This is a genomic window from Methanobacterium sp. (assembly GCA_030017655.1).
GTDB lineage: Archaea > Methanobacteriota > Methanobacteria > Methanobacteriales > Methanobacteriaceae > Methanobacterium_D.
The window spans coordinates 55,349-73,140 of the sequence record JASEIM010000007.1 but is presented as its reverse complement, the minus strand read 5'-3'; the positions used below and the strand labels follow the sequence as shown (position 1 = coordinate 73,140).

The window sequence follows — 17,792 nt, the reverse complement described above, 5'->3', positions numbered from 1 at the left end:
TAATTATAAAAAAATAGTGGCTATTAATCCCCAAAAACATTCCAGTTAAGAGGAGTTCCTTTTTTTATATCTTGAATGGCTTTTTTTCCTGTGATTTCTTTCAAATATTTTGGATGAAGTCCGAAACCAGGTCTTATGGACTGTATATTATCTTCTGTAAACTTTTCTCCCTTTTTAATATCCTTAACCACAAATAATGAACGTGAAAAATCTCTGCTTGCCCTTGTTTTTTCTGTGAGTTCATAATTTACCTTTCCCAATGCTTTTTCCACTTCTCTAACTGATTCTACCATACTTTTGAATTCATCAGGCTCTAATGAAAATTCAGCGTCAGGCCCTCCTAGACTACGGTCTAAAATAAAGTGCTTTTCGATTATATTAGCACCAAGTGCAACAGAAGCTGCTGGAACAGAATTACCTAAAGTATGGTCTGATAAACCAACCACAGTATTGAATGTTTCTCTTAAATGAGGAATGGTATTGAGGTTAATTTCTTCTAAAGGAGCCGGATAGGATGATGTGCATTTTAAAAGCGCAATTTGATCGTTTCCTTCCTTTCTACATGTTTCTACTGCTAATTCAATATCTTCAAATTCAGCTATTCCTGTAGAAATAATCACTGGCTTACCAGTAGAAGCCACATATTCTATTAAAGGGATATCTGTTATTTCAAATGACGCAATTTTATATGCTGGCATGTCCATATCTTCAAGAAAATCCACTGCCGTTTTATCGAATGGTGAAGAAAATGCAATGAGCCCTAATTTTTCTGCTATCTTTTTTAGTTTTGGCTGCCATTCCCAGGGCATGTATGCATCCTGATAAAGGTCGTAAAGATACTGGCCGTCCCATATGGTGCCCTGTTTTATTTTAAAATAGTCATTTTTACAATCCATTGTTATTGTATCTGGAGTATATGTTTGGAATTTAACCGCATCTGCACCTGCACCTTTTATTGCTTTAATAGTTTCTACTGCAACATCAAAATCTCCTAAATGGTTTGCCGAAAGTTCAGCAATGATGAAAACAGGATTATTCTCTCCCACTTCTTTTTTGCCTATTTTGAAATTCATTCTAATCCCTAATTTTATATATATACAGTAATGCGTCCTGATTTTCCATCCAGAAATTTTCCCTGTTTTTAAAACCCATTTTTTCAAATAAATTAATGGATTTTTTATTACTTTCCTTTATATATGCTTTGATTATTTTAATATGGGGAATATTAAGTTTAAGATATTCAATTGATTTTTTTATGATGATACTTCCCAAACCCAGTTCTCTAAAATCCTTATTAATGCTGATACTTATAGTGGCTTCATTTCCTTCTAAATCAAATCTTACCTGGCCTAAAAATTCTGTGGAACTTTCTGCTATTAGAAATACAGCATCAGGATCTTCTAATTTATCTTTAAACCATTTTTTATGGTGTTCAAATTCGATTTTGTCTGTATTAAAAGAATTTTTCCTTACCTCATTTTCATTGGACAATTCATAAACATTGTTAATGTCTTCTGTATTTGCAGTTCTTATTTTAATTTTTTTTGAATAATATCTATTTAAACACCTTTTAGCTATCTTTATGGCTCCTTTACCATCTACAAATTTCCTTCCAATTCTGCATTTTTTTATTCTTATTTTTTTATCCAACAGTAAATCTAATTTTTCCAATATTGATTCATGTAAATTCTCAGAGTCCCAGAAACCTGCAAAATCTATAAAACCAATCTTTTCCCAATTTTTTACATTATGAGTCTGATTATAAGCCACTCCTATTGATATGCTCGGTAAACCAACCCTTGCCAGTTCATATAAAGTTTGTCCGCCGGCAGATATGGCTATATCGGATTCAAGCATTGTTTTTAACATTCCCTGAGCATCAGGGTAATATATAAGTTCTGTTTTATCATCCTTTAATTTTTCAATTTCAGATTTATTTTTAAATCCTCTACCAATTACGATTTTTTTATTCAAATCAGGATGATATCTTATTAAAAGCTTCAGTATATCTGGAGTTAAATTTCTTAAATCATCCCCACCAAACGTAAGCATGATGCTTTTAATATCTGTTTTAATTGTTTTTTCTGGAACACTCCAGAATTCACGCCTTAATGGTATATACTGGCTTCCAAGTAGATAATCAACTCTGTCAGTTAGCGGATAATTAATTCTTTCTGCAAGTATGGAACCATTAATTACTATTCCCTCAGGATAATTGATTCTGTTATTATCGTCAATATAAGCAGCCAGCGGTACTGATTTCGATAATTTTTGATAGAAAGCTTCATCAGCTAAATAAGAGTCTATAATCACTATGTCAAAGTCTTTCAGTAATTTAAAAAGTCTTTCAGAATCTTCCAACCAGTTGAATATTGCATAATCAGTATTTTGAAGGATCGATTGGATTTTTGAATCTCCATTTACAATAAAATGAACAGATGCTTCCTTTTCGCTAAAAGCCTGATATAAAGACGTGCATCTGGTTACATGTCCAAAACCAATTTTACTGCTGCCTTCAGTAATTATTAGAACCTTCATTTTATCTTGCCTTGTTATATGAAAATTATATCCTACTGGATTCTTCCAGGAATTTTTTTACATCATTCAACTCCTGCATCTCTAAAATAATTAAAGCCTCTTCAAGCTGATCCTCAAATGTTTTAAATGATTTTTTTGCCATTATTTTTTTATTTATAAGTTTAAGCCATGGCTTATGTTTAAATAGATCTATAATTTGATTTAATTTAAATAATTCATTATCTTCATAGAGATAATCAAAAACCGCGCACAATAAAGCATAATCTTCTTCAGTATCCAGAGTTATTCGAATATCAGACATTTCAGGCTCATTAAAAACTATATTTTTTGTCTTAAACTGATTTAAATTGTTATGTACATACAATGTCACATGTTCTTTTTCTAAATCTGTACCTGCATTATCATAACACTTTTTAAGTGATTTAAAATTAATTACTTCCACATCCAGTCCTACAGGATAAGTTCTAGTCAAAGTATTGGAAGTATAATCAGAATCATTTTTTAAATGATTTTCTATTATTAAATCAACAACTTCAGGATCAACGCACGGACAATCGCTGGTTATTCTTACCACAACGTCTAAATTGTTCTCTGCAGCAGCTAAATAGTATCTTTCCAGCACATTATTTTTACTGCCTCTAAACCAGGGCACATTCTCTTTTTTTGCGATTTCAACTATCTTTTTATCATTATCATCGGTAGTTGTGGCAATTACAATCTCATTTAGCTTTTTTGACTCCTTTAATCTTCTGATTACCTGTTCTAAAACAGTTATATTACTATTATAGGGTAATTTTTTCAAAACTTTATCTGGAAGCCGTGTTGAAGATGTTCGCGCCTGTACTATTGCTCCAATTTTCATTGATTCACCTTATAATTTTAATAATGATTATAAGTTCTTGAAGACCTTGAAAATTTTATCTACAGCATAATCAACGTCTTCATTGTCCATAGATGGATACATAGGGATGCTAATTTCCCTGCGGTAAAAATCTTCAGATACAGGACATGAACCCCTTTTATAGCCTAAATCATGATAATAAGGTTGTAAATAAACAGGAATATAATGAACCTGGACTCCTAAACCTTCTTCTCTTAGTTTCATGAATATTTCTCTCTTTTTATCCTTATATTCGTCTTTAATAATAATTGGGAACAGATGATAAGAAGATTCACAGCAGGCCTTTTCTGTAACGGTATCAAAGAATGGATTATTTTCAAAGGCCTTATTGTACATTTCAGCAATTTTTCTTCGCCTTTCTATGAATTTATCCAATTTTTTAAGTTGAGATAAACCTAAAGTGGCCTGTATATCAGTTATACGATAATTAAATCCCAGATAATGCATTTCATAGTACCAGTCGCCATCAGGTTCATTGACGTAATTTTCTTTAGTTACTCCATGAGACCTGAACATTAAAAGTTTCTGGTAATAATTTTCATCATTGGTTAAAACTGCTCCACCTTCACCAGTGGTTATGTGTTTTACCGGGTGAAAGCTGAAAATACTCATCTCTGAATATTTTGAGTTTCCTATTTTTTCTCCATCGTATTTTGCTCCTATGGAATGGGCAGCATCTTCTATAATTTTAACATCTTTGTCTTCAGCTATTTCAGATAATTCCTTTAAATCCACAGGGTTTCCGCTGTAGTGAACTGGAACTATTAACTTTGTTTTTTCTGTTATTTGTTCTTCAACCTTAGAAACATCCATATTTCCTGTTTCTATCTCTACATCAGTAAAAACAGGTGCTGCATTTAGATATAAAGCTGCATTGGACGTTGCCACAAATGTATTGGGAGGGGTTATAACCTCATCTCCTTTTCCTATGCCCTGTGCAAAATAAGCGCCATGAAGCGCAGAAGTACCTGAATTAAAGGCCACAGCATACTTTGAACCGCAGTATTCGGCCAATGCTTCTTCAAACTGGCCGATTTTAGGTCCCTGAGTAATGAAATCAGATTTTAAAACGTCTACAACATCTTGAATGTCGCTTTCATCGATGTACTGTTTTCCATAGGGTAAAAATTTAATAAAAATCACCTAATAGACAATATCTATCTTTCCAAGTAAATTTCTAATTTCTTCAACAGAAAGCCATTCGCTGTTGTTATCTGAAGAATATCTAAATCTGTCCACTACTTTTTTACCGCCTGGTTTATTATTTATATGTTCCCACCAGTCAAAATCAGGGTAAATGATGTAATGGTCATTGTATTCATATGTGGTTCTTGAATCTTCCTCAGTCACCATTACTTCGTGAAGCTTTTCTCCGGGCCTGATTCCAACATCTTCAAATTCACAGTCTTCTTTCATTGCTTTAGCCAGATCTGTGACTTTAAAAGAAGGACATTTCCTTACATACAGTTCTCCGCCTTTAGCTTCTTCTATTGCCTTAATAACCAGATCAACAGCGTCATCAAGCGTAATCCAGAATCTGGTCATTCTCATATCAGTAATTGGTATAACATTTTTACCCTGATCAATTAATGATTTAAAGAATGGAATGACAGAACCGCGGCTTCCAGATACGTTTCCGTATCTTACAACAGTGAAAAGCGTGTCTTTTTCTCCTACGTAGGCGTTTCCTGAAATAAATAGCTTATCTGAGACAAGTTTTGTTGCTCCATATAGATTTACGGGATTTACTGCCTTGTCTGTTGATAGGGCAATTACTTTTTTAACTCCTTTATCAATGGCCGCATTAATAATGTTTTCAGCACCATGTATATTGGTTTTAATGGCCTCGATAGGATTATATTCTGCTGCAGGAACCTGTTTTAATGCTGCAGCATGTATTACAACATCTACTCCATCAAATGCCCTGTATAATCTCTTTTCGTCTCTAACATCCCCAATGAAAAATCTAAGTTTTTGGGCATATTCCTTAAACTGTCCCTGCATTAAAAACTGTTTATACTCATCTCTTGAATAGATAATTATTTTTTTTGGATTATATTCCCTTAAAATTTTTTTTGTAAATTTTTTACCAAAGGATCCTGTGCCTCCGGTAATTAAGATTGTTTTATCATTTAACATTCTTTTTCTCCTTGTCTTTTGATAGTTCATTGCTTGAGTCTAATTTCTATTTAACTGTATTACATTAAAAACATTTTTACTATTTCATCAAATTCTTAAAGAATTCAATTTCATCTTTAGAAATTCCTCTAAATAATAGAACCAGTCCAATATAAACTCCTGAACATATTATAACGGTGGTTATTATCCAGAAAGCGGAGGTTGGATTTATGAATATTAAGACCAGCGACATCAAAATGGATGCAATTAAACTTTTAATTATAAATTCCCAATCAAAACCGATTTTAATGTTTTTTAGAGAATAATATGTGGAAACACCAAATACAAATCCATATGCAATTAGCGTGCTGATTGCAGCGGCTACTATTCCTAAAAGAGGCACAAATATGATATTTAAAATAATGTTAATAACAGCTGCTATCATCCAAAGAGAACCTATAATTTTTGTTTTCTTTTCTAAAGCCAGTATTTGGCTGATTAGTCCATATATGCCCAGCAAAAATGCGCCTAGAGCTACAAAAGGAGTAATAAGATAGCCATTGGAAGCTATTTCTGATGTACTTAAAATGGTTAGTAAAGGTTTTGATAAGAGCGATAGCCCGAAGACCGCAGGCAATGCCAGTAATATGAAATATTTAATAGAATACTGTAAATGGATTATAACTTCCTCGATTTTGTTTTGATCATAGTAAGAGAATAATACAGAAGGTAAAAGATATGTAAATGGAGCCATCATCATTAAAATCAGATTTCCAAGAGTATATCCTGGAGAATAGTAACCAACAAATGCAGTACCCAGTAAGATTCCAATAACGTAACGATCGCTCATATCTACCATCCAGCTAGATAAGTTTCCAGGAACCGTTGGTATTCCAAATGATAAATATTCCGTCATATTTTCAAATTTAGGAACTTTAAACCCAATCTGCCGTATTATAAGAGCCATTGCCAGTACAAAAGTTATAATTTGTGCAATGATGTATCCAAGGACTACTCCCGATACGCTGAAACCTAAATATACAAAAATTATCACCATAATCACTCCAAGATATGTCTGCAATAAAGTAAGAATTGAAAATAACTTCATCTGCTGAAATGTTCTAAAATAACTGAAAAATGAAGTGCTTAAAATGCCTATAATGATACTTAATGCCAGTAATTTAGAAATTTCTATATTTCCGTTGAAAAGGAGCGATGCTATCTGACCTGAAAGTAAAAACAGTGCCATCGCTGTAATTAAACTTACCAGGAGTAATAACAAAGTTATCGAATAAAATCCTTCCTGGATTTCGCCTTTTTCATGTTTTACTGCCAGAAATCTAACCATTGTATAAGGCAGCCCTAAATTCACAATTAAAGGAATGAAGGCAAAAGTTGCAATAAACTGCACCCACACACCATAATCTTGAACAGGAAGATTTTTAGATAGTATTGGAAGTAAAATAAGAGAAGCTAAGCTTACAAGCACATTTGTTATTCCTACCAACCCAATTCTCTGTACAAAAAGTTTATATTCGCTCAAAAACTCACCATATTGTTTTTTAGTAATTAAAAGATTTAGTATATGCTATTTTTGATTTCATTAAATTATTTCTTCTATTAACTCATAAAATCTTGTTTTAAGGTCAGGGTATGGAATTTCCATATAACTTGTTTTTACTGGCTTATAAAGTGAAGAGATCCCTTCTTGTTTTATTTGCCTTAAATATTCTTCTAATTCTTCAAATGTATTTACAGTTTTAGAACATGCCCCTATATCTTCAAAATTATCAGTGGGTAAATCATAGCTTTTAAGCTGAATACCTAATTTATGATATAAATTTGCTTCAATTAATGTTGTTGAATTAAACGAAATAAATACATCTCCTTTCTTTAAAGTTTCATCTAGTGTTTCTCCAGTAGGAGTAAATTTTATATCTTTAAGTTCTGATTTTAATAATTTTAAGTTATCTCCAGGATGTGGTCTGTAAAAAAAGTCAAAATTTAAACTTTCACATATTTTTTGTATATTAATGACGGTTTCAACTTTATTATAAATCAGATCTTTATTGAAAACTTCCAAATTTTGCCCTAAAAATATTACAATTTTTTTAACATTATTGGGATTATCATATTTTTTTATTTGGAAAGGATAACCAAGGATTTTAACATTACTTGGCTTTATAATTCTATTTTCTACATAAATATTTTTAAAATATTCCCCCCAAACAAATAAATAATCGACATATCTACCATTGGGAAGATAATCTGATTGATAGGTTCCATGTTGAATCTCTGCTGTAGGAATCCCTAATTTCCGTGCGACCAATATTATGGCTTGATTAATTGGGACCAAATCATTATGAATTATTATAAGATCAAGATTTAAAATTTTCAACATTTCTTCTAATTCATCCATCCCTAGTTGAAGAATGTTTTTATCACCTTCTATTATCCCCTTATACAGATTTATATAACAAGAGTCAGGAATAGGGTTAAAAACTATATTCGAAGTACATAATTTTAATAAAGAACCTATAGATGGATTTATATGAGAAACTATGAAATTATAGGGAAGTTGATTAAATGCACTAGAATATCTCTCAAATAAAGGACCTATCCATATCTTTTTCCTCGGTTTGACTGGATATATTTTACTAAACATTTTTATAGACTTTAAAAATACATTTTTTAATTTATAGTACCAGTTAGTTTTACTCTTATTTAAAAGATATAATTCATTTTTTAATGTGTTTATCCATACAGATCGGTTATTATAGCATTCTTCCTCTCCGCCCCGGAAATATTCGTCCCTTGCATACCTTAATCCAATTAAATTAGTGCCATCGACCATTTTATCACTTTACGAAAATAAAAAAACAAAAATGTACTTATTTATTTTATATTATTTAAGACCTTTTAAATTTTAATATATATAAAACTGAGTAATTATATACTAGTTTAGTAGAAATAAATGTACTTTATATTTACAAATATGAAAATATCTTTTATTGAGTTGTTCCATAGTGATTAGAAAATATTATAGAATAATCTATTGTTTTAGTATGGAGTTATCAAAATGAAAATTCTTAATGTTAAAGTAGGGCCACCAGCTGATGATTATTCTGCATGGATAAGAATAATTAAAATAGCAAATTTAATGACCTCATTAGGTCATGAAATGGATTTTGTTATTTATACTGGATTGGATGATTTTAATGAGGAAATTAAAAAACAAATTAATTTTCCCTATGAAGTAGTTAAAGTTTCACCTCTAACCATTTATTCCAAACATTTTAAAAAGATTAAAGAAGGAAATTATGACTTAGTATTCTGTAATGGACAACTAACCCATGCAGTACTCTTTTTAACAAAATTTAAAGATGTTACGTTTATTATGGATAAACATGGAGATGTAGTGAAAGAATTTTTGCTTTATGAAAATGGTTTAAAATTCAATCCATCCTCTATTTTTAAATACCTATTTTTTAAAACAATGGATTATCTTAATCTTCATTTTTCAGATAGGATCAACTGCGTATCTCATAAAATGATTGAAGACCTGTACAGCCGTGGACTTAAGCCCAATAAAGCTGCATATGTTACAAATGGTATTGATTTAAGCTTATTTAAAGAACCTGAAAATTCTAAAATACATGAAATCAAAGATATATTGGATATTAATAACCAGATGGTTTTCACATATTTAGGGGCCTGTGAAAAATGGCAGGGAATAGATAAGTTCATTGAGGCTGCAGAAGAGCTAAAAGATCGTGATGAACTGGCATTTGTTATTGTAGGAGGTAAAAAAAGAAAAGATGATGGTAACATCAGATATATCCCCAAGGTTCCCCAAAGTGAAGTGGTATACTATTACGCTATAAGCGATGTTCTGGTTTTACCACGTCCCACTCATCCTGCAGCAGAAGTAGCCGCACCAACCAAATTTCCAGAATATCTGGCCATGGGAAAACCTATTTTAACAACAGAAGTAGGAGATGCGGCTGAATTTGTAAGAGAGAACCAATGCGGTATAATTGTAAAAAATAATGATCCTGAATGTTTAATTGAAGGAATATTAGAATTAAAAAATAAGGATAAAGATGTAATTAGAAAAATGGGCATAAATTCGAAAAAACTTGCTAAAAAAGAGTTTTCAATGGAAAAAATGGCTTCTGATCTATCTAATGCCTTTCAAATTGAGTATTAGTTTACTGGTGCAAAAATGAAAATTTGTTTTATAGTGATTTCTAATGGATGGGGAGGCGGAGAAAATATTGTTCATCAATTAACAAGTTCTCTGATTAAAAAAAACATAAATGTTTCAATTATATTAAATAATGAGATAAAAAAGTATTTTGCTGACCTTGATGTAGAAATAATCAATTTAGGAAGTCTATTTAATTCTAAGTGTCTATATAAAATGATTTTAAATCCAGAAGTTACTTCAAATTCCCCACATCAGAAACCAATTATGATTCTAAATTTATTATTGATGTTTATTTATTTTTTCAGGGTTAAAAATCGGATAAATGATTATTTGAACCATAACAAGATTGATATCATACATTCTCATATCGAATATTCAGATATTCTGTCTTATATAGTTAAAAATGCTAATGAAAATTTAAAATGGTTAATTAACATGCATGGACCATGGTTTTCCTTATTTTACCATAAATCACCACTTTCATCAGTATCCAACTTCTTAATAACCAAATTTTTAAAAATGGCGTTCAAAAAGATAAATAAAATTGTTTTTGTGAGTGAATATCTTTATAGTGAATCTGAAAAAATATTTGGCCATGTTATCAAGGATAAAGGCGTTGTTATCCATAATGGGATTAATATTTCCAGTATAAATGGTGTAAAATCAATAGAATTAAAAAAAGGGTTCAATATTCTATTTCCAGGAGGTCCAAAGTTAATAAAAGGTGGGGATATATTAATTGAATCTGTAAAGCGTTTAGTTAATGAAATACCTGATCTAAATCTTTATATAGCATTAGATGTCCCTGAAAATCATTTAATAAGGCAAATGGTAAAAAATTATAATCTCGAAAATCATGTTAATTTTGTTGGATTCTTAAACAAAAAAAAATATATGGCTTTTTTAAATTCTGTAGATATTCTTGTAATGCCTTCAAGAATGGAATCATTTGGAATTGTATACTTAGAAGCTATGGCTCTGGGAATCCCAGTTATAGCCAGTGATGTTGGAGGAATACCTGAGATAATAAAAAACCAGCGAAATGGAATATTAACCTCTCTAGATCCTGATGATGTATCTAATGCTATATTAACTTTATATAATGACCATGAAAAGAGAAAAAATATATCTATTAATAATTTAAATGATGCTCATAAATTTGAATGGGCCAATTTAGTTAAAAAGTATGTAAAACTCTATTCACAATTAATTGACTAACTATCTTACAAGCACTTCTGACCTTCCATTCTGATATATTAAATTTGAATTTTTGATTACAGGTTCATAATAGGTTATATCTTTAATATTTGTAGTATCCTTCATTAAGATACCTTTGTAAAGATTAATATACCTTAATAAAATATATCCTTTTAATTTTTGATTATTTACAATAACATTGTGGTATTTTAGGTCGATTCGGCCTAAAAGGAGACGATTAATAGCAGATCCATCCGTATATACTTCTGTACCGTTAATCTGATAATTCTTGAGCCATTCAGCTCCAACTATCTCCTGATCATAAACAAAATACTCATTCCTGAGGGCGCCATCGTTTTCATAATAGGGCGAATATTGTATTCCATAGAAATGATACTGCAAGTATGTATTACATGAAAAAAGAGATATAACTAGTACAAATAACACTATATACTTTGATTTAGGTCTTTTAATGACATAAGAAATTTTTTCAACCCCAATTACAAAAAGTGGGGCCATAAATATTAATGATTGAATAAAAACCCTTTCTGCAGGGTAATGAATAGATAAATTAGGCACTATAACCAGTAGACCCAATAATATAACTGAAATTAAAATTCCTATAAAGAATTTAATATTTAATTTGGGATTTTTTGCTCTATAACTCGCAATAAGCGTTATTAATCCGATCATTATCACAAAAAACACCGTATCATGAACAAATGCACTGATTAAGTTAGGTATTGAATTTATCCCTATTCCAAACATAGCCAGAATCATATTATCTTTGGTTCCTTCAGTAAATCCTCCCGTAAAACCAGTATCCTGTAAGACCTGGGATGTTTTATCTAAAACATACATTCCTCCACTTATCTGCACTTGTGCAACTAAAAGATACCAAATCAGCACAAATGCAAAGAAAGGGAGTATAACCTCGAAATTTTTGAATACTATTTTATTCTTTTTACCAGAAAGTTTTTTTATTAAGCTTTTTAAAAATGGAACCAGTAACATAGGGACTAATAAAGCAAAAGCCAAATATGCTGTTGCATAATGGGATAAAACTATGGAAATCATTAATAAAATCAATATAACTTTCTTAGAAACTCCAATCATCTTATCATCGAATAAAACCATTACGGCTAAGAAAAAGAAGACCAGAGCAATTAATTGTCTTACACTTCCTATTGACGCCACAAAAAATGCCATGAAAATAATTAATAAAGACGCATAGAAGGCCCCTCTGGTACCAATATGCTTTTTGAACGCATTAAAAGAAATTGCAGGAATAATAGAACCTATTACTGCATAAAACAATTTAAATACATATTCGCTGTTTATGTTTGATAAAACCTGATAAACTGTTGGAAGTATGGTAATACTGAGACATGCATTAAATGAATCATAGAAATTTGAGATATCCCATCGGTAACTGCTTAAAGTTAACTTGAAACAATAAAATTCCTTATAAATATCCCTACCCACGAGATGATTTGATGTTAGACTAGCCATTAAAAGCAAACTTAAGCCTATCATCCACAAAACAATTGGATAAGTGATTGAAGGAATTTTATCCTTAAGATAGGTTAATAACAATATATAGAGAGGGATTAATAGCAACATTAACAGTAAAATATTGTTGTTACCATTGGTGTTCATTAAATATGTTCCTAGGATAGCCATGAATGGAAATATTAATGCCAAAATTAGGGGAAATAGTAATTTTCCTTCGAAATTAACTTTAAAATTAATTAAATTACTTATTTCATAATCTCCATTATTCCTTTTGTAAGCTATAGATAATAAGGCTATTACTATGATATTTAATAAAATAAGAACTGGTGCTGATGATAAAGGTTTATTAATAACCGGATACATTAAATTCAGCAATAATCCTGCAAAAATAAGAATTGAGATGCTAATTCCCATACTCAACACTATTTTCCTGGTAAATCCTGTTTTTTCTAATCTTAAAATATGAAGAAACAAAATTCCAGGTGCAAATGTAAAAAAGAGAAATGAAAAAAATTCTCTAATTAAAGGAATATCTAATAATATAACAAAATCTACAAATAGAAGCCAAAAAAAAAATAATAAAATATACTTTGAATTCATAGTATTAATTTCAAAATTTTTAATGCGTTTAATAATGTTCATTTCTTCATCAATCCCTGATTAACTCTTTATACATATTTTCCAGCTTTTCTATATGAGAAACCATGCTATATTTGTTACTGGATTCAAAAGCGCCATTTTCCAATTTTTTTAATATAGATGGGTTTTCAATTAAGTACTGAAGTCTATCCTTCAATTCGCTTACTGATCCTGGTTCAAATAAAAAACCATTCACTCCTTCCTCAATTAATTCCGGAATTCCACCAATTTTGCTCCCAATAACAGGAGTACCATTCATTAAACTTTCATAAATCACCATTGGTGAATTATCATAACAAATTGAAGGAACTACAACCATGTTTGTATTTTCATGAAAATTTCGAAGCTCTTTACCCTCCACAAATCCATGAAACATTATTCTCCCATCGTCCTTAGCCATTTCTTTTAAATTATATTCTTCAGTACCTTTTCCAAGAATATGGAGTTTAATGTTTTTATTTTCAATGTTCTTAAAAGCTTCGATTAGTATATACACACCTTTGTGATTTACCAGAGAGCCTACATACATGATGTCAATTGTTTCGTATTCCTTTTCGGGCTTTTTACCTTCAATTATAACGCCAAGAGGGATTTTAATGCTTTTTGATCCTTCAAAAAATCCGTTGTCTGATAGAATATCTAAAATAAACTGTGAAGGAGCTATAATCATATCTGGCTTCTTTTTCACTATTTTTTTAGATAGGAACTGGTACATCTTACAAAAGGGGTGAGGATCATGACAAATTTCACCATTTGAATGCAAGAGTAATGTTCTACGGCATAACAGAAGATAATCATGGACCATAAAAACAGAAGGTATTTTTAAGCTTTTCACAGCATCGAAAACCGAGAGAGAAAACCATATAGGTGTATGAATATGGACTACATCGGGTTTTTCTTTTTTTAGTATATTTTTAATAACAAGATAAGGATGTAAATTCCATATATCAAGCGCATTCCATATCATCTTCTGAAATATAGATTTTTCTGCAGTGTTAATCCATGAAAATATGTTAAGAGGATAAAAACGATGTACTTTAATTACATCGTCCATTTCTACAGAGGTTTTTAATGATGATAAGCCATCAAAAGGTTTAGTAGTAATTACAACAACTTCATGGCCTTTTTTTACTAATTCCTTAGAAATTCTCTCAGCATATATGTCAGCACCGCCTGTAATATATGGAGGATATGTATAAATTATCTGGCAAATTTTCATTTTATCGAATACCTCATAAATTCTTTTTATATGGTATTAATTGTAACATATATACTTATTTAACTATTTATAAATTTTAATTCTTTGAATTTTTATTTAATTTACCCAATCTTCTGAATTCTTTTATACACCAGCTTAAAGAAGCGATTAAGTCCATTTCAAACATTTGCGAATCTGGAATTTTTCTGTTTCTTTGAATTTTTTTCCTTTTCTTAAGGGTTTTAGGGATATTTTTTATGAAATAATAGTTTCCTTTAAACACTGCTTTTATAAGATCAAAATTTCCACCTGCTAAAAAGCCAAGTATGCGAATAATGTCGAATCCTATTGAAATAATAAAACCTGATAGTATGTTTCTTATAGAGAAATTTTTTAGAATATTTGTCAGACGATTCTTCTGAACATGGAAAACCCTAAATGGACTCTCCATTTTTCCCCCAGTAGCACCATATTTATGATAAACAATCGATGTAGGTATATAATAAGTTTTATGTCCATATAACCAAGATCTCCACCCAAAATCAACATCTTCAAGGTATGCAAAATAATCTTTATCAAATCCTCCCATTTTCTCAAATAATGACTTTTTAAGCAGCATCGAACATCCTGAAGGTGAACCAACATACTTTATCTCATTATATTTATCTAAATCAGGTTTTGCAAAGTTTATATCAAGTCCGCTGCCCATAGGGGTGATTATTCCACCAACTGTGTTTATATTATGTGGAGGATCATAAAATAATACTTTACTGGAGTATACATTGTCTTCTCCATAGGTTTTTACAGCATTAACAAGCTCTCTTAACCATTTTCTATCAACCTTTGTATCATTATTTAAAAACACGATGAATTCACTTTCAGCAGCCTGCGCTCCTTTATTTGTTCCTTCAGCAAATCCATAATTTTTATCAAGGGCAATAATTTTGATCTCTGGATAATGTTCTCTTGCTAATCCAATAGAATTATCTGAAGATGCATTATCCAGTAAAATAACTTCATAATTACTGTATTCAATATCTTTTAATGAATTCAGGCATTCTTCAAGATGCCTTTCACCATTATAGTTGGTAATTATTATACTAACTGCTGGATAATTATCTGAGGTTTTCATTTTGACACTTCTATTGTCTCTTTATATTTAATGATAAAAAGTTTGAATTACGATAAATTATATTATATCTGAAATTATCAATTTTATTAATGAGTAATAATTTTGATTTTAATATCTGAATTTAATTTTTCATAAGAGAGTTTTTGATAAAACCTGGTAAGAATCTTTGATTATTTCCAAGAAAAAAGCTTATGAAATATATAAAATTATATAATAAAGCATAGGGAATGTTTGAATAATATTTATTCCTGATGAAATATTCTATTTGTTCTATAAAATATTTAAGTCCTCTATCCATAAAATTACCTTCACCTTCAAGCGCAATTGAAGCAAAAGCAGCTCCATCTTTAAATCTCCTTTTAAAAAGAGATTTTAGGGTATAATCATGAGAATGGTATACTGCAGCATTTGGTTCGTATAAAATAGTATATCCTTCTTTAAGAACCCTTAATGCAAAATCTTTATCTTCAGACATTGGTACATCGTCATCAAATCTTATCTTTTCCCATACATCTCTTTTTATAGCTGCACATACATCTGATGCAAAAACATTTTCCATATAAAACTTTCTGGGGTTTTCTGCATGTTTTTCATTTAAAATTTTTCTCTCTTCAGGATAAAAGTATGAATAAAAGAAAACATCCAATTTTTTAGCATCAAGGTTGGCTATTTGTCTTCCATATACCACAGAAAAATTATTATTTAATGGTTTCAATAAATTAGCTAAGAAATAATCATCTAAAGGCAATGCATCCTGAGTTAAATATACCAAAATATCCCTATTTGATTTTTGAGCCCCTAAATTCCTTGTTTTACTGTGATGAAAATCTTCAGGACTGATTTCAAATACTCTGGCATTATATTTTTTCAGTATGTTAACTGTATCATCCTTGGACCCTGAATCCACTGCTATGATTTCAATATTGCCATCATACTTTTGATCTCTTATACTCTTCATTAATTCCTCTAACCTGCTCCCTCCATCTTTGGTTAAGAGTATAATGCTTATGTCCAATTCCATTTTATTTCTTCCTGTTCATTTTAAGAAATACTATTTAAAAAATATAATCATATTTATGTAATTAACTGTAGCTTTAAAATCAGTCCCCTTTATCACCGTTACTTAGAAGCAACAAGCTTAAAAACATTCCTGAGAAAATTGTTTGAATTCCAAGGATGGATAGTATAAGGGCCACCATAGCATACTGTATCTGTGAAAGAGTTCCAAATCCTACTGCAAACCAACTGTAAAATACTTTTAATCCTACTAACACTCCAAGAGCAAGAAGTAGCAGCCCTATAAAAAGTTCTCTTCCCAGAGAGTGATAATTCATAAACTTTTTTATAGTTCCTGAACTTTTTGATACCCCATAAATTGAACCGAAAGCCCCAAAATGGATCCATGCAAGGAAAATTTGGTATCCAATTATAAGCAGCAGACTTCCAAGTATCAATGAATGCATTCCATACTGTCTTAACAATACTCCTGCAAAAAAGGCTCCCCCCATAATTAAAATTACAAAACTGGGTATTAAAAGGAAAGGTGTTGGCCTGTAGAGCATCATAAATCTTACGTGTCTCCAGCCGTCTGAAAAAGAGCTGAGCTTGGACTCACCACCCCTCGGATAGTAAGTAATAGGAATTTCAGCCATTTTAACATTTTTTCGAGCTGCTTCAATTACCATTTCGGATGCAAATTCCATTCCTGGACTTTTAAGACCTAATTTATTTATAGTATCCTTTTTTATTGCTCTCATTCCACAATGGGCATCAGATATTCCTGCTTTAAACAGGAAATTAAGCATCCATGTTAAAAATGGATTACCAATATATTTATGAAGTGCTGGCATAGCTCCCTTTTTTATATCACCTTTAAGTCTGGAACCCATTACAAAATCAGCTTCCCCTCTTAAAATAGGCTGGATAAATTCATATGTCATTTGAAATGGATATGTACCGTCAGCATCACCCATTACAATAATATCTCCTTTCGCTTCACTAAATCCCTTTAAATAAGCGTTGCCGTATCCTCTCTTTTCTCCAAATACCACCCGCGCTCCTGCATCGCGTGCTTCCTGAGCTGTATTATCAGTCGATGCATTGTCTACCACAACTATCTCAACTTCAAGTCCATTTTTCCTTAATTTTTCTACTGGAACCGATTTAACAGTTTTACCAACAATTCCTTCCTCATTTAAAGCGGGGATTACAATTGAAATCTTCATAAAAATCACGTATTTTTATTATTAATATTTTATATATTTTTAATCATGATATGCGCTGATATAACATTATATCGATAAATATTGCTTATATAATTTACTTTATCTAATAAAAAATGAGT

Annotated in this window: 15 protein-coding genes; 3 read left to right on the top strand and 12 right to left on the bottom strand. The window is 30.7% G+C overall.

Annotated elements, in window-relative coordinates; translation table 11 throughout:
- Positions 1-23: 23 nt before the first annotated feature.
- The 7 genes from pseI to QMD61_04830 form a co-directional block, all read right to left on the bottom strand.
- Positions 24-1,073, bottom strand: a complete 1,050-nt coding sequence (gene pseI, locus QMD61_04860; protein ID MDI6723955.1) for a pseudaminic acid synthase — start codon at positions 1,071-1,073, stop codon at positions 24-26.
- A 1-nt stretch (position 1,074) separates the two neighbouring features.
- Positions 1,075-2,538 (bottom strand): UDP-2,4-diacetamido-2,4,6-trideoxy-beta-L-altropyranose hydrolase, encoded by a 1,464-nt coding sequence (pseG, locus tag QMD61_04855; protein ID MDI6723954.1) that lies wholly within the window; start codon positions 2,536-2,538, stop codon positions 1,075-1,077.
- 25 nt (positions 2,539-2,563) lie between these two features.
- Entirely contained in the window at positions 2,564-3,400 is an 837-nt protein-coding gene (locus QMD61_04850) for a glycosyltransferase family protein (GenBank protein MDI6723953.1), read from the bottom strand.
- A 27-nt stretch (positions 3,401-3,427) separates the two neighbouring features.
- Positions 3,428-4,582, bottom strand: a complete 1,155-nt coding sequence (pseC, locus tag QMD61_04845; GenBank protein MDI6723952.1) for a UDP-4-amino-4,6-dideoxy-N-acetyl-beta-L-altrosamine transaminase — start codon at positions 4,580-4,582, stop codon at positions 3,428-3,430.
- Positions 4,583-5,578, bottom strand: coding sequence for a UDP-N-acetylglucosamine 4,6-dehydratase (inverting) (pseB, locus tag QMD61_04840; GenBank protein ID MDI6723951.1), 996 nt, complete (start codon positions 5,576-5,578; stop codon positions 4,583-4,585).
- Between the two features lie 79 nt (positions 5,579-5,657).
- Positions 5,658-7,100: an oligosaccharide flippase family protein gene (locus QMD61_04835; GenBank protein MDI6723950.1), complete on the bottom strand. Its 1,443-nt coding sequence runs from the start codon at positions 7,098-7,100 to the stop codon at positions 5,658-5,660.
- 60 nt (positions 7,101-7,160) lie between these two features.
- On the bottom strand, positions 7,161-8,411 hold the full coding sequence (locus QMD61_04830) for a hypothetical protein (protein MDI6723949.1): 1,251 nt from the start codon (positions 8,409-8,411) through the stop codon (positions 7,161-7,163).
- 225 nt (positions 8,412-8,636) lie between these two features.
- Here QMD61_04830 and QMD61_04825 point away from each other — a divergent pair, with 225 nt between their 5' ends.
- Together QMD61_04825 and QMD61_04820 are read left to right on the top strand one after the other, a co-directional pair.
- A complete protein-coding gene (locus tag QMD61_04825) occupies positions 8,637-9,767 on the top strand; it encodes a glycosyltransferase family 4 protein (protein MDI6723948.1) in 1,131 nt (376 codons plus the stop codon).
- A 15-nt stretch (positions 9,768-9,782) separates the two neighbouring features.
- Positions 9,783-10,985 (top strand): glycosyltransferase family 4 protein, encoded by a 1,203-nt coding sequence (locus QMD61_04820; protein ID MDI6723947.1) that lies wholly within the window; start codon positions 9,783-9,785, stop codon positions 10,983-10,985.
- On the opposite strand, the gene QMD61_04815 is transcribed toward QMD61_04820, so the two are convergent.
- Positions 10,986-12,476: a DUF2206 domain-containing protein gene (locus QMD61_04815; protein ID MDI6723946.1), complete on the bottom strand. Its 1,491-nt coding sequence runs from the start codon at positions 12,474-12,476 to the stop codon at positions 10,986-10,988.
- 304 nt (positions 12,477-12,780) lie between these two features.
- Between QMD61_04815 and QMD61_04810 the strand changes: the two genes are divergently transcribed.
- Entirely contained in the window at positions 12,781-12,945 is a 165-nt protein-coding gene (locus tag QMD61_04810) for a hypothetical protein (GenBank protein ID MDI6723945.1), read from the top strand.
- Between the two features lie 183 nt (positions 12,946-13,128).
- Here QMD61_04810 and QMD61_04805 read toward each other — a convergent pair whose 3' ends face one another.
- The 4 genes from QMD61_04805 to QMD61_04790 all read right to left on the bottom strand — a co-directional run bounded on the left by QMD61_04805 (position 13,129) and on the right by QMD61_04790 (position 17,673).
- Positions 13,129-14,337: a glycosyltransferase family 4 protein gene (locus tag QMD61_04805; GenBank protein ID MDI6723944.1), complete on the bottom strand. Its 1,209-nt coding sequence runs from the start codon at positions 14,335-14,337 to the stop codon at positions 13,129-13,131.
- A 76-nt stretch (positions 14,338-14,413) separates the two neighbouring features.
- Positions 14,414-15,448 (bottom strand): glycosyltransferase family 2 protein, encoded by a 1,035-nt coding sequence (locus QMD61_04800; GenBank protein MDI6723943.1) that lies wholly within the window; start codon positions 15,446-15,448, stop codon positions 14,414-14,416.
- 121 nt (positions 15,449-15,569) lie between these two features.
- A complete protein-coding gene (locus QMD61_04795) occupies positions 15,570-16,469 on the bottom strand; it encodes a glycosyltransferase (protein MDI6723942.1) in 900 nt (299 codons plus the stop codon).
- Between the two features lie 79 nt (positions 16,470-16,548).
- Positions 16,549-17,673 carry a glycosyltransferase family 2 protein gene (locus QMD61_04790; GenBank protein ID MDI6723941.1) on the bottom strand — a complete coding sequence of 375 codons (1,125 nt, stop codon included), beginning with the start codon at positions 17,671-17,673 and terminating at the stop codon, positions 16,549-16,551.
- Between the last annotated feature and the right edge of the window lie 119 nt (positions 17,674-17,792).

Bases quoted from the DNA above. Each gene is read 5' to 3' on its own strand.
- pseI (MDI6723955.1), bottom strand. From the start codon at position 1,073: ATGAATTTCAAAATAGGCAAAAAAGAAGTGGGAGAGAATAATCCTGTT.
- pseG (MDI6723954.1), bottom strand. From the start codon at position 2,538: ATGAAGGTTCTAATAATTACTGAAGGCAGCAGTAAAATTGGTTTTGGA.
- QMD61_04850 (MDI6723953.1), bottom strand. From the start codon at position 3,400: ATGAAAATTGGAGCAATAGTACAGGCGCGAACATCTTCAACACGGCTT.
- pseB (MDI6723951.1), bottom strand. From the start codon at position 5,578: ATGTTAAATGATAAAACAATCTTAATTACCGGAGGCACAGGATCCTTT.
- QMD61_04830 (MDI6723949.1), bottom strand. From the start codon at position 8,411: ATGGTCGATGGCACTAATTTAATTGGATTAAGGTATGCAAGGGACGAA.
- QMD61_04825 (MDI6723948.1), top strand. From the start codon at position 8,637: ATGAAAATTCTTAATGTTAAAGTAGGGCCACCAGCTGATGATTATTCT.
- QMD61_04820 (MDI6723947.1), top strand. From the start codon at position 9,783: ATGAAAATTTGTTTTATAGTGATTTCTAATGGATGGGGAGGCGGAGAA.
- QMD61_04815 (MDI6723946.1), bottom strand. From the start codon at position 12,476: ATGGCTAGTCTAACATCAAATCATCTCGTGGGTAGGGATATTTATAAG.
- QMD61_04810 (MDI6723945.1), top strand. From the start codon at position 12,781: ATGATATTTAATAAAATAAGAACTGGTGCTGATGATAAAGGTTTATTA.
- QMD61_04805 (MDI6723944.1), bottom strand. From the start codon at position 14,337: ATGAAAATTTGCCAGATAATTTATACATATCCTCCATATATTACAGGC.
- QMD61_04800 (MDI6723943.1), bottom strand. From the start codon at position 15,448: ATGAAAACCTCAGATAATTATCCAGCAGTTAGTATAATAATTACCAAC.
- QMD61_04795 (MDI6723942.1), bottom strand. From the start codon at position 16,469: ATGGAATTGGACATAAGCATTATACTCTTAACCAAAGATGGAGGGAGC.
- QMD61_04790 (MDI6723941.1), bottom strand. From the start codon at position 17,673: ATGAAGATTTCAATTGTAATCCCCGCTTTAAATGAGGAAGGAATTGTT.